The sequence below is a fragment of the Pseudomonas sp. zfem005 genome (assembly GCF_032621735.1).
Lineage (GTDB): Bacteria > Pseudomonadota > Gammaproteobacteria > Pseudomonadales > Pseudomonadaceae > Metapseudomonas > Metapseudomonas solani.
The window spans coordinates 284,624-295,900 of sequence record NZ_JAVYJE010000011.1 but is presented as its reverse complement, the minus strand read 5'-3'; the positions used below and the strand labels follow the sequence as shown (position 1 = coordinate 295,900).

General features: G+C 63.8%; 14 protein-coding genes. 1 reads left to right on the top strand and 13 read right to left on the bottom strand.

Annotated elements, in window-relative coordinates:
* The 8 genes from RTW82_RS24850 to RTW82_RS24815 all read right to left on the bottom strand — a co-directional run.
* Positions 1-261: hypothetical protein (locus RTW82_RS24850; RefSeq protein WP_410478843.1), on the bottom strand; the 261-nt coding region annotated here is incomplete at its 3' end.
* On the bottom strand, positions 261-1,631 hold the full coding sequence (locus RTW82_RS24845) for a hypothetical protein (RefSeq protein WP_316926765.1): 1,371 nt from the start codon (positions 1,629-1,631) through the stop codon (positions 261-263). The genes RTW82_RS24845 and RTW82_RS24850, both read right to left, overlap by 1 nt.
* Positions 1,628-2,035, bottom strand: coding sequence for a hypothetical protein (locus tag RTW82_RS24840; RefSeq protein ID WP_316926764.1), 408 nt, complete (start codon positions 2,033-2,035; stop codon positions 1,628-1,630). The genes RTW82_RS24845 and RTW82_RS24840 overlap by 4 nt, the downstream gene beginning before the upstream one ends.
* On the bottom strand, positions 2,036-3,796 hold the full coding sequence (locus RTW82_RS24835) for a hypothetical protein (protein WP_316926763.1): 1,761 nt from the start codon (positions 3,794-3,796) through the stop codon (positions 2,036-2,038). It abuts the gene before it with no gap.
* On the bottom strand, positions 3,796-4,302 hold the full coding sequence (locus tag RTW82_RS24830; RefSeq protein WP_316926762.1) for a hypothetical protein: 507 nt from the start codon (positions 4,300-4,302) through the stop codon (positions 3,796-3,798). The genes RTW82_RS24835 and RTW82_RS24830 overlap by 1 nt, the downstream gene beginning before the upstream one ends.
* A gap of 9 nt (positions 4,303-4,311) precedes the next feature.
* Entirely contained in the window at positions 4,312-7,464 is a 3,153-nt protein-coding gene (locus tag RTW82_RS24825; RefSeq protein WP_316926761.1) for a tape measure protein, read from the bottom strand.
* A 100-nt stretch (positions 7,465-7,564) separates the two neighbouring features.
* Positions 7,565-7,867 (bottom strand): hypothetical protein, encoded by a 303-nt coding sequence (locus RTW82_RS24820; RefSeq protein WP_316926760.1) that lies wholly within the window; start codon positions 7,865-7,867, stop codon positions 7,565-7,567.
* Positions 7,868-7,921: 54 nt separating this feature from the next.
* Positions 7,922-8,350, bottom strand: a complete 429-nt coding sequence (locus RTW82_RS24815; RefSeq protein WP_316926759.1) for a hypothetical protein — start codon at positions 8,348-8,350, stop codon at positions 7,922-7,924.
* Positions 8,351-8,497: 147 nt separating this feature from the next.
* On the opposite strand from RTW82_RS24815, the gene RTW82_RS24810 reads away from it, so the two are divergent.
* Positions 8,498-9,109, top strand: a complete 612-nt coding sequence (locus RTW82_RS24810; protein ID WP_316926758.1) for a hypothetical protein — start codon at positions 8,498-8,500, stop codon at positions 9,107-9,109.
* Between the two features lie 73 nt (positions 9,110-9,182).
* Here the strand turns inward: RTW82_RS24810 and RTW82_RS24805 are convergent, their stop codons facing one another.
* From RTW82_RS24805 to RTW82_RS24785, 5 genes are all read right to left on the bottom strand, one after another.
* Positions 9,183-9,629 carry a hypothetical protein gene (locus tag RTW82_RS24805; protein WP_316926757.1) on the bottom strand — a complete coding sequence of 149 codons (447 nt, stop codon included), beginning with the start codon at positions 9,627-9,629 and terminating at the stop codon, positions 9,183-9,185.
* A gap of 339 nt (positions 9,630-9,968) precedes the next feature.
* The gene (locus RTW82_RS24800) at positions 9,969-10,157 is read right to left on the bottom strand and encodes a hypothetical protein (RefSeq protein WP_316926756.1); all 189 of its coding nucleotides are present in this window, start codon (positions 10,155-10,157) and stop codon (positions 9,969-9,971) included.
* On the bottom strand, positions 10,154-10,627 hold the full coding sequence (locus tag RTW82_RS24795; protein ID WP_316926755.1) for a hypothetical protein: 474 nt from the start codon (positions 10,625-10,627) through the stop codon (positions 10,154-10,156). Before RTW82_RS24795 ends, RTW82_RS24800 begins: the two co-directional genes overlap by 4 nt.
* Positions 10,624-10,956 (bottom strand): hypothetical protein, encoded by a 333-nt coding sequence (locus tag RTW82_RS24790; protein WP_316926754.1) that lies wholly within the window; start codon positions 10,954-10,956, stop codon positions 10,624-10,626. The genes RTW82_RS24795 and RTW82_RS24790 overlap by 4 nt, the downstream gene beginning before the upstream one ends.
* Before the next feature lie 2 nt (positions 10,957-10,958).
* Complete coding sequence (locus tag RTW82_RS24785; protein WP_316926753.1) at positions 10,959-11,273, bottom strand: DUF2190 family protein; 315 nt, start codon at positions 11,271-11,273, stop codon at positions 10,959-10,961.
* Positions 11,274-11,277: the final 4 nt, after the last annotated feature.

Below are 11,277 nucleotides of genomic sequence, written 5' to 3'. Positions count from 1 at the left end.
CCAGAGCCTGGCGGCGGTGCCTTCCTGGGCGCGGGCGATGGTCAGCACGCCCGATGCGTTGGCGATGATCTTCACGATCTCCCAGGCGTTTTCCTGGCCCGACACATCGACGCCCACCAGGGTCGCCATGTAGTAGTCGCCCACGGCCAGCCCAGTGAGAAGCGCGGCGCGGTCGGTCTCGATAATCATGCTGGTGGCGTCGCTCGCCAGCTCGGCCTGCAGCGACGCAGTCCAGTTGTTCAAGAACTGGGGTTTGGCCATCAGATCCATCCTACGATCCCCGCCGACAGGGCGGAGGCGATGTGAGTTACAGGGTTCCAGGCGCAGTAGGGCCTGGGCCCATACAGCTTGTTGCGGTCGGGGAACGTGACGATCGCTGCCTGGTGGCTCTCGTTCATGACCAGCGGACCGAGCGGCGTAGTCGGGCAGGCAGCGCCGATGTAGCGGTGCACAGTCTGGGGCGCCCCCGTCTCCTGCAGGCTCACGTAGAGCCCGATCAGGTTGTTGGAGAACGCCACGATGTCCGCATGATCGCCAGCCAGGACGCCGCCAATGGAGTCGCGGGGCATCAGGCGTTCGCGCAGGGTCAGCGGCCCGACCGCGTCCACCGGCGACTCCTCGCCAGAGAACGTCTGGCTGTAGATCGTCTCCCCGTTGAGGGTGCCCGATGCCGTCACCGTGCCCGGCGGCGACTCGTTGAACAGGCTGGCCAGGTCCGCCTCACAGGCCAGCGTGCTGTCGACCTTCAACTGCCAGAGGAAGCGCGACCGCTTCGTGCCGCCGTCGACGGTCATGTGCTGCTCGGCCTCCTCGCGCCGGTACAGCAGGCACGGAATCGGCAGGCCGGACTCGTTGAACCAGGCCGCCCAGATCCGGTCGATGATCTCCCGCGTCTCAGTGCCCTGGGCGGATATGGGGCCTGAGGTGCCATATTCCACCACCAGGTCCGACTCATAGCCCGAGGTGCCCAGCGTCTCGGCCCGGGTGTAGAGCACGGTGACGTTGGCGGCGAACGGCGTAGCGGCGCCGCCGGTGACCTCCACCAGCAGGAACCCCACCGGCATCGGCCGCTCCAGCGGACCGTAGGCCACGTCGCGCATGTACAGCATCAGGATGGCCTTGCGCCCATCGCTGCTGATGTCGATCGGCGCCGGCCACTGGAACACCGGCGCTTCGCCCTCGCCGAAATCCAGGCTGGGCGTCGACTGGCCGTTGTCCGCCGGCCAGGTGACGCTGATCGACTTGGTCTGCGGGGGCTTCCCTACCTCCCCCATTCGACGTGCCTGGGCCCCAGCCAAATCGATGATCCAGCGCGTCCCGTCAGGCGAGCAGTAGAGCCAGCCGCCCAGGTCCTTCCCGTAGAGGGAGGTCCCGCTGAGGATCGCCTCGTTCCACCACTCACGCCCCGCAGCTTCGTCTGCTGCCAACTGCTCCGGGGTGCGGACCACCTCGGGCGTATCTGGCACGTAGATTCGGTAGTTGGTACTACCGGTCAGCGGGTGCTCCTTGGTCTGTCCATTTGGCAGCACGATCTCCCCCTGGCTAGGATTGTCGGCGGGTCTAACCAGGCCATGCCAACACCAACCACAGACGTTGACCCTGTCGGTCAAAACCCCTTCGATATTGATCATGTGCGCTTGGGCTCCGCCAGGATCACCTGGTGGTCCGCCACGTTGTCCGCGTCCTTGAACTTGAGGACATGCACAGGGGGGATCTCCCAGGTGAATATGCCTTCCGAGCTGGTGATGACCAGGTCGGCGTAATAGGTTCGGTCGGGGACCGTGGCCAGCCCTTCGACCTTGGTCTGCTCGGTCAGGGGCCAGGCCACGCCCTCCCCTGTCCCGCCCGTCTTCGCCGGCTCAACCCAGACGCCGCGCCCCCGGGTCGCCGGGCGCAGCCCCTTGCGCTCAAGGGTGTTGAGCTCTTGTGTGCGGCGGCGGCTGGTCTCCAGGCTGTTCAGGTCGCGCTTCAGTGAGCTCGCACGGGACGAGCTCACCCCTGCGCGGATAGCGGCGCGTTCTTGAGCAAGGGTCATTTACAGCTCCAGGAGGTCGGTGGGCACGGCGACCCGGTAGGTCTGCGCCTGCTCCACTTCGTATTCGTCGCGGTGGTCTTCGGGCTGCTCGGGCGCTTCCAGGTCGAAACGGCGCTCGAACGGGTCCTGTTCCGAGTTGTAGTTCGTGTAGTTGCCGGAGAATCCCAGCAGGTCCTCGTCGTAGGGCGGGCTGTCGACATGGCCGGAAAGCTGGGTCGGCAGCTGGATCAACACCGGCACATCGCCGGAGGGGGTGCTGGCGGGCGCGACCGGTACCGTCAGCGGGTCCGTGTCATCGCCGCCACCCTGGCTCACCGCGAACTGAATCGAGGTGATGGCCGAGCCGCTGTCCAGGTCCCACTGGTGCGCGATGCTGAACATGCGCGCCTGGCAGACGATGTTGCGCCCCAGGATCACGTCCTCTACCCGCCCGGTGTGCTCCAGGCGAATAGCCAGGCAGTCCGCCGTCGGGAGCTGGTAGCCGAACCGGTTGCCCCGGTGGGCGCCGAGGATCTTCACCCGCCCGACGTGCATCAGGCAGCTCAGGGCCTGGGCCCGGCGCTCGTCCTCGCGCAGATCCACCACCCAGTCGCCCAGGGCGTCCTGCACTGCATCGGCATCCGGCCCAGTGAAGGTCGCATCCTCGAAGGACTCGGCGCGATCGCTCTCGGTCTCGATCGCCACCCGCTCCCGGTCGATCACCTCGCCAGCCTGGGCCACGCTGGCCGGCGCCTCGATGCGGAGCTTGTACTGCTCCGTCACCGGCTGAACCCAGCGCATGGCGCTGTCCCAGGTGGCGCGCACCAGCAGGTCCGGGTAGTCGTTGCGCCAGGCTGAGGGCGGTGTACACAGGGCGCCAGCCCCGGAAGGCGGCAGACGGTCCCACTGGGCGTTGATGATGGCCTGGTAGCCGGCCGTCTCGCTGGCCTGGGTGACCATGGCAATGTCGGGCATCTCCGTGCCGTCGTGGCGCCAGTTGAAGCAGAAGCCGTCGATCTCGGTGAGCCCCACGAAGGCCGGGTGCTCCCAGAAGAAGGGCTGGTGGCGCTCCCGCAGCCGCGGGAATCGGTAGTCGCCCTCGATCTCCACCACGTTGATCCGCTCGCTCAGCTCCACCGGTATCCACTCGATGGACTCGAACAGCACCGTGCCGGCCGGGACGATGAAGTGCGGCTCAGGAGTCGGCGCCCACTCGGTCACCTGCAGCGCGCCCTCCAGGCTGAGCTGCAGGCTCGCCGGACGGGTGCTCATCCGCTCGGATGCATAGTCCCAGCGCGAGCGCCCTTCCACCTCCTCGAACACATCCGCCGACCACAGGCCGCCGGTGATGGCGTCGATGCCTGCCACGTCCATGGCCTCGACGATCTCATTGAGGCGGTCGCTGCACTCGCAGGAGAGCACCCGGGTCTGCAGGTTGAACTGCGGGCCGGTGATCTGCCCCCGGAAGCACAGCGCCACATCCCAGCCGGCGCCGTTCCAGACCATGAAGGACAGCTCTACCTTCTGGCCCTGGTAGCTGGCAGGGTTCACCGCCTCGCCCAGGAACTGCAGGTCGAAGTCGGCGATGCAGCGTGCGCCCTCCTCCCTCTGGATGCTGATGGAACCCGCCAGCAGGTGGCTGGAGTCCACACCGTTGAGCATCAGCCGAACCGACCACAGCACAGACACCACGGGATCGATCGTCACCGGCGCCGGCGGAGCGCCCACGACAAGGCCGCCGTTCAGCGGAGCCCCGTTGAGCGGCGAGCCATTCAGTTGCATCAGACTTCCTCGGCGGTGATGGTCCAGTCGTGGGTGTTGGCCTGCGGGTCCATGGACTCCGGCGGCGGTTCGCAGAACACCGTGAATTGCGGCATCCAGCAGACCTGGTACAGCGTGGCGCCAGGTACTTCGGTGATGGTGAAGGCATTTCCGGCCATGGCGACCGGGGTCGTCACCCAGTCGCGCCCCAGCAGCGCCAGCGCCCAGGGCGCCATGTCCGGCCTGGCCGTGCCGACGATGGAGCCGGTCAGCGAGGTGGTGCTGACCGAGAGCTGCTTCGTGCAGCGCAGCTCCAGCGGCTGGCTGAAGTCCAAGGCCGAAAGCCCCGGCCCCATCCAGCCGCTGCCGCGCAGGCTGATCGACATCTTCCGCCAGTGCTGCATCTTCACCGCCGCACCGCCAGAGCGGCGCACCACAGTCGATCCGCCAATCGGCGAATACTCCTGCGACACAGGCCCGCTCCAGCCCTTCAGCGGAATACCGCCGAGCATGACGTCAGGGATCATGGTTGGTCCTTATCGGGTAGAGGATTTGCCACGCATACGCGCCAGGCGGCGCAGTTCCTTCGCGGTGTCGTGCGTCACTGCGGACGGGAACGAAGTGCCGTCAGGCAGGTTGATCTGGAGCGAGCCATAGTCGGCCAGCGAGACGCCAGAGCCAGCCAGCGACGAAGGCGAGATCAGCGGAATGCTCGGCCTGGCGCCGGCGGTTGCCAGGCCGCCCTCAGCGAACCCTCGGCGCAGCCTGGTAGTGAGCGACGACATCGTGTTCTGGAAGCCGTTGCGGCGGATCGTCTCCAGGAACGAAAGCGCCCCAGGCTCGTTGACCACCTCCTTCGGCTGCACGTGCTCGTCGGCGTGCACCACGCCCACCGGCAGATACTTCCCACCAGGCCCCGTCCAGCCGCCGGCGGAATAGCCCTCCGGGAACTGGCTGTAGCCGGTGCCGTCAGCGCTGACGTAGTACTTCCCGCTCTTCTCCAGCACCGGCGTAACCGGAACCGTGAGCTGCTGCTGGAACTGCTGCGCCAGCGTGGCGATCTGGCTCTGCACGACAGTGGCCGCTTCGGCATTGAGCTCGGGCGTCACCTCCGAGGGCGGGAACTGGCTGAAGCTGGTTCCATCCTGGAACGCCTGCGGCTTCTTGAGCTGCGGCTCGACCACCATCTCCTTGCTGACGTCAGCGCCGAGCTTCTCCGCCTCCTTCTTGGTGGTCTCGCTCTCCGTCGGGAACGACACCTTGCTGTCGCCCTGCAGCGCCATTGCCTGCTGCTGATCCGTACCAGTGACCAGCGGGTTGAGCTGGAACTGGAAGATTTTCCCGGCTTTGGTGGCCAGGTCCTGCATCTGAGCGAGGACCTTGTTGGCCTCCTCGTCGGACATCGACACGGTGATCTGGACGTTCTTCAGCTCATCCAGCCCCTGCTGCAGGTCGGAGATCTTGGCGCGGATTTCCTCCAGCGACTTGTCGGCCTTGGCCTTCTCCAGGTCCGTAGCCGCGAGCTCGATTTTCTCGAGTTCCTTGGCGAAGCCGCGAAGCCCAAGCGTATTGCCGCCGGCCTCCTCGATGGCGAGGATCACCTTCAGGGCTTCGTCGGCCCGCTTCTTCGCCGTGGCGAAGTCGCCCTTCTGCAGGGCCTGGCTGGCGGACACCTTCAAGCGCTGGGCGGTGCCGTAGGTGTTCTTCGCCTCGGGCGCGCCGCTGAGAGCGGCCTGCGCATCGGCATACTTTTTCTCGATCGAGGCGCGCTCGTCGCGGATCTTGCCGAGCCGGGTAAGCGCATCCCTTTCCAGCTTCTCCTGGGTCTTGATGTTCTTTTCCAAGCCTTTGACGAACTCGGCTCGCTCGCCCTCCGCCTCGGTCCGCGACTTGCGCAGCTCCTCCATGTACTCGGCGTTCGCGGCCTTGGTGTCGGCGTTGCGTTGCTCCTGGAGCTTCCGCTCTTCCTCCGTAGATCCGGTCATATCCTTGATGAGCTTGGCGCGGTAGTCCTGCCACTCTTTCAGCTTCTGCTTTAGCTCATCGTCGGTGTACAGCAGGTCCAGCACACCGATCCCTTCAATCGCGTTCTCAAGCCTACGGATCTCCTGTTCCGCGCGATCTACCTCAGAAATCTGGCCAAAGAGGCGAGCGACGCTATAGGTCGCACCGTTGATTCCCTCGGTCAAGTTGGACAGGGCAATAGTCCCCCAGCTTCCGAGGCGGATAAAGGCCGCACCAATCGTGTTCAGATTCTCAGCGGTCTTCGGCTCACTAATCGTGTCCCCCAACTCCTTCATCTGATCGATCAGCGGCTTGGTCTTAACCCCCCCAAGCGCCAGATTGATGCGGTCTTTCAGCACCACAAATTGACCGCCCACGGTTTGCGGAAGCTGCTGAGCCTCGTCGGTGAGCCTCTGCCATTGCGGCAACAAAGCATCAACGATCACCGAGGCAGTCAACTTTCCCTCGGCCGCCATATCGCGCAGAGACTGGACCGGGACTTTCATTCCATCAGCCAGAGCCTTCAGGAGACGCTGCGAGTTCTCCGAAACCGCGTTGAACTCCTCCCCCCTGAGTACGCCTGAACCGAGAGCCTGCGAAAACTGCTGGATTGTTGACGAGGCTTCGCTAGCGGTTGCGCCACTGATCCGGAGCGACTTCGCAACAATATCGATCACCCTCCCAGTGTCTTCTTGGCTCCGCCCCATAGCCTTGAGGGGTACGTTTAGGCGCGCATAGAGCTTCACGGTGTCTTCGAGCGGAACCATGTTCGTAGTGGCGATTTCCCGGGTGATTTCCTGGGCTCGGTTGAATTCCTCTTGGCTCGATGTTGCCAGTCGCAGCTGGGCGTTCATGTTTTGCACGCTGTCAGCAGCCTGGACGTAGGCCCGGAAGGTCTGTGTTGCAGCAAGCCCAGCACCAGCAAGGCCTGCATATTGCCCAAGCGAGACGCCAGACAGTCGACTCGAGGCGCCCTTTTGTTGCTCGCCATTCAGGCGCGCCAGCTCTCGACGAGCCTCCTCCACCTGGTTGGTGTAGTTCCGTTGAGCAATGGCCAACTCGTTGGCCGTCAGGGTGCCCGAGGCCTTGAGAAGGCGGAATTGCTGTTCCAGCTTCTGGATGGCTGTAGTTGCCTCGCGAGCTCGGTTTACGCCGAAGTCTGCACGGGCAGCATCGATAGAGTTCTGGCGCTGAACCACCTGCAGGCGCTTCTGCTCAGTCGCAAGGGCGCGAATCCCATTCCGGGCAGCGTCGGCACGTCCAGCAGATAGGTTGGTGGCCAGTTCTTGAGACAGGCGGCGCTGCTCGCGCACAAGATTCGTTGTGTCGACGCCGGCGGCTTTCAGCTCCTTCTGCATCACCCTCAGACGGTTGGTCTGGACTGCCTCCTGGCGCTCCAGCTTCTTCAACTCAGCAGTAGCAACGCGGTAGGCGTTCTGCAGTTGCTCGGACGGGTACTCGGTGCGAATCAGTTCAGCGCCAAGCTCCCGCACCCGCGCACGGGCGTCGGCAGTCGCCTTGCCCATGGCTTCCAGGCCATCTTCCAGGCCGCGAAAGGCATTCACCTGTCGCAGAGGCTTCTCCACCGCCTTGACGAGCTCGGCGTACTCCTTCCGGAAGCCGGCCACTTCCTTCACGGCCGAATCAAGGTCGGCCGTCAGCCGGAATTCGATCTCGGTAGTCATTTATCAACCTTCAAGGCGCGGAGAAACAGGCCCCATGGATACCGGAGCACGTCGTGGTGGCCGATACGAACCAGGGCGCAGATGAGGGAGTCGAGTTGCTTTACCGGGCTTCCATGCGCTTCTGCTGCCGGGCCAGCATTCCGAAAAAATCCGGATTGGCCTCCTTGCAGGCGCTGATCACCTGGCGCAGCTCACTTGGGCGCATCAGCTCGATCTTCTCGGCGGTCAGGTTGGTAAAGGCCGGCAAGTCCACCAGGGCTATCTCCTCGAAAAGCGCCGCCCCGAGAAGGTCGTTGTCCGGGGAGCGCCCCATCAGCGCTCGCACATCAGCAACGGTGAGCTCGCGCACGATGACCTCGTGCTCGCCAAATTTGCGGGCCACAAGCCCAGGCTGTTCCGACATTCTTTTCTCCAGAAAACAAAAAACCCGCCGAAGCGGGTTTGCGGGGTGCGTTGATCAGTAGATCTTTTTTCGGACCTTCAGGAACCAAGGCTCCTTGGTCAATTCGTAAGACCCAACGTAGAACCTGTTCTTATTCTCGCAGTCGACGTACACCACAATTTCATTAGGAGGAGAGCTCTCCTTCTCCGAAAGACCTACGTAGGTGACGCGATCGCACTGACCTGACCTTGCGACGTGATTTGCGGCGGCTCTCTCGCGCTCCTTGATTCGGTCGACACCATCCTCTCCCCACGCGTCATAGGTCCGAGGGTAATTAGCGCGGCTGTAGTTGCTGAGAGCGTCCTCATCAATCGGCGCGGCCTGAGACTCTGAAGTAACGGCTAAAGACCCCGAGTTGCCGTAGTAAGCCTTCACTGCGAAAAGCCCAACAGCCACGAACGCGGCCAATCCAATCCATTCCTTGATAGACCTACCGGCAAGCATGGTTCTCTCCTGTTCAATTTGACAGGAACGTAGCAGAGCTGATCGACAGGCTCCCAGATCCACAGGTTCACTGTTCAAAACCACAGCTTCACAGCGCGCTACCGCTACCGATAGATTCAGATCACCATTGAATGGCAGGGACAGCCAATGTCAAACCGCCCTCCGAACACAATCACGACGCTCACCATCTGTTACGAGGACTACGGTGGGGAGATCACTCAGCGCGGCGTATCCGTAACAGACTTCGACGAAGAGCAAATGGATGGTTTCTGCCATCTGCGCGAGCAACGCCGGACCTTCCGGTATGACAGGGTGCTCTCCTGCGTAAACGCGAACACAGGCGAAGCTGTTAACAACATCAACGCGCACCTGATGTCGCACTACAAGCAGACACTGAGGTACACGCTCGACCTGCTGTATCGCAATCACCCTGACGCTCTGAAGGTCCTCCTGTACGTAGCCAAAGCCGACGGCCAGGTGCGCGCACCCGAGCTGAAGGTAATAGCCGGCTTCCTCAAAGTGCTCACGCGAGACTTCCGAATAGACGAAAGCGCCGCCAGGGAACTGCTATACGCTTTCGATGCGCCAAGCCTGCACGGTTTCAAGGTCTCCACCGGCAAGGTTGCTTCACGCGGGAACGCATCAACAACCAGAAGCTTGCTGCTTGCCTGCAGAGCCATCGTAAACACCGGGAAGACCGTAACGGCGGTCGAACAGGAAGCACTCGACTATTTGAGCAAGCGTCTTCCGATGGAGTAACAGGGCCCCCACCCAAAACCCAGCACCACCATTGAAAGCCCCGCCCTTGAGCGGGGCTTTCCGTTTCCGCCGATCAGGCCGGAGCCGGAAGCTCCTTCTTGATGCGGAAATACTTCGAGGTGCCGGCACCGATCTTGGTGCCGTCACGCAGCACCTTGGCCGTGGCCTCGAAGCCGCCGAAGTCCTCGGTGTTGATCCAGTCCATGGTGGTGGCCAGGTTGAGGCGGCACTGGAAGAAGCGAGCCTCGACGCGCTTCTGGGTGCCGGCGGCGTTCTCGCCCTCGAAGAGGAACTCGAAGGTCTTGCCGCTGTTGGTCAGGGCCTCGATCACGTCCATCGCAGCGGAGCTGTAGTCGACGCTGACCTTGTACGGCGTGCCGGACGGCGATGCCTTGATGGCGGTTTCCAGTGCGCCGCCGGCCACAACCTCGATGCCGGAGCCGGTCATGACCCAGTCGTCGAACTCGTCGAAGTCGGTGGTGCCGGCCTCGTTGCTSACGCCRGMGAYGGTCAGCGGCATCTGCGCSARRGCGAYGGTGCCATCGACGGTGGCGRTGTGRRTYTCRCCGGTGAWGGTGSTYGCRGGSACRKTGGYRTGMTCACCCCAAACCAGAGCWGCSAGRACCCAGGTRTAGATCTCGCGGAAGTTGATGGTSAGGGTYACCGMGGTCACWCGRTCCAGGCTGTCGTATTCGCCGCCCTGCGGGGTGGTGGTGTCGGGCARGGTCARGYTRTTGGTTTCGGTGGAGGTCTGGATAACCGAGGTCAGMCCRACCTTCTGGAARGGMASAYYGGAACCGRYCTCGCGCGCCTTCAGAAAGCCGCCGATGACGACCGTCTCTTTGTAGATAGCCATGGCTTACTCCTTGMTGGTGGCCGGGGMGGCCTGGTTGAKGACGRCSGCGCCGATCTTCCCGGACTGCTCCAGGAGCAGCTTCTGGCGCTTCGTGACCTTGATCGTGTCGCCGGCCTTGTAGTCGACGCCCTTGTGGGTGTGTTCACCGGCGAGCTCTACCTCGACCAGTTGCAGGGGTTTTTCAGTGCTCATCGGCGGATTCGCTCCTGGATGATGGTGGTGAAATGGATGGGGATCAGGACGCCGGCGTGGGTCTGGCCATTGCCGGGCGGGAACGGTTCGGAGGCTCCGAGCGACCAGGTGGTGACCCCCTTCGGGTAGGCCTTGCTGAAGGTGCCCTCGGGCGGCGGAAGCAGGGCCTGGAGGATGTCCAGCTCCATGGCGTCGACAGCGTCCTCCCAGCCCTCCCACGAAACGGCGACCAGCCCGATGACGAAGAAGCCGGGGAAGGCCTTGAGGCCGCCCGCCTTCTTCTCCGACGGGCGCCCTGGCGCGCGCTGGATCAGGGCAAGCTCCCGTGGGAGCTTCTCCTGCTTCAGCACTTCGTTGAGCCAGCCGGTCCTCACGGTCTGCCCGATGTTGGTCAGGTAGCCGCTTGCCGTGGTGATGCCCTGGACTTGCGTGATCAGCGCCTGGCGAGTGGCGGTCAAGGTGTTGATCATGGCGCCTCCGTGCACGAGACGGTGACCATGTAGCCGTCATCCAGGACGGTTTCGTCCACGATGAGGCGCTGCGTCGAGCAGCCCTGCTTCACCTCGAAGGCATCTCCGCGCTCGGCAGAGCGCAGGGACAGCTTCTCGAAGGTCAGGGCGATCGGGACGCCGATGATCATGCCGTTGGGGCCAGCCAGCTCGACCTCGCGCTGGACCTGCAGGGGGATGCAGTCAACAGGCACCCCCTCTACCGGCACGTAGCGGCCGATGGCGTCAGCCAGGCGGCGCGAGCCGACCCGGTGCAGGCGCTCCTGCGCCCTCTCGAATCGACCGCGCATGGTCAGTTGCTCAGGCGGCAGGCAGCAGTGCCGTTGGCTTCGGCGGTGACCAGCTTGCCGTAGGGCACCGAAGAGGCGGTGCCGGCCGCGACCAGGCCTCCGTCCTTCAGGCTGACAGCAGCACCAGCAGCGAGGCCGGTGGCGCAGGGCAGCCAGAACACGCCGGTAGCTTTGGCGGAAAACACTTCGCCGGCCGCAGCATCGACGAGAGCCACGACGGCGAGAGTGCCGATGGCGTAGGGCTTGCCGGATTCCACGCCGCCGCTGGGCGCGATGAGGTCGAGGACGTCACCGTCCTGGTGGTAGTTCTTGGCCATGGTG

Bases quoted from the DNA above. Each gene is read 5' to 3' on its own strand.
- RTW82_RS24835 (WP_316926763.1), bottom strand. From the start codon at position 3,796: ATGCAACTGAATGGCTCGCCGCTCAACGGGGCTCCGCTGAACGGCGGC.
- RTW82_RS24845 (WP_316926765.1), bottom strand. From the start codon at position 1,631: ATGATCAATATCGAAGGGGTTTTGACCGACAGGGTCAACGTCTGTGGT.
- RTW82_RS24840 (WP_316926764.1), bottom strand. From the start codon at position 2,035: ATGACCCTTGCTCAAGAACGCGCCGCTATCCGCGCAGGGGTGAGCTCG.
- RTW82_RS24825 (WP_316926761.1), bottom strand. From the start codon at position 7,464: ATGACTACCGAGATCGAATTCCGGCTGACGGCCGACCTTGATTCGGCC.
- RTW82_RS24815 (WP_316926759.1), bottom strand. From the start codon at position 8,350: ATGCTTGCCGGTAGGTCTATCAAGGAATGGATTGGATTGGCCGCGTTC.
- RTW82_RS24820 (WP_316926760.1), bottom strand. From the start codon at position 7,867: ATGTCGGAACAGCCTGGGCTTGTGGCCCGCAAATTTGGCGAGCACGAG.
- RTW82_RS24810 (WP_316926758.1), top strand. From the start codon at position 8,498: ATGTCAAACCGCCCTCCGAACACAATCACGACGCTCACCATCTGTTAC.
- RTW82_RS24790 (WP_316926754.1), bottom strand. From the start codon at position 10,956: ATGCGCGGTCGATTCGAGAGGGCGCAGGAGCGCCTGCACCGGGTCGGC.
- RTW82_RS24830 (WP_316926762.1), bottom strand. From the start codon at position 4,302: ATGATCCCTGACGTCATGCTCGGCGGTATTCCGCTGAAGGGCTGGAGC.
- RTW82_RS24795 (WP_316926755.1), bottom strand. From the start codon at position 10,627: ATGATCAACACCTTGACCGCCACTCGCCAGGCGCTGATCACGCAAGTC.
- RTW82_RS24785 (WP_316926753.1), bottom strand. From the start codon at position 11,273: ATGGCCAAGAACTACCACCAGGACGGTGACGTCCTCGACCTCATCGCG.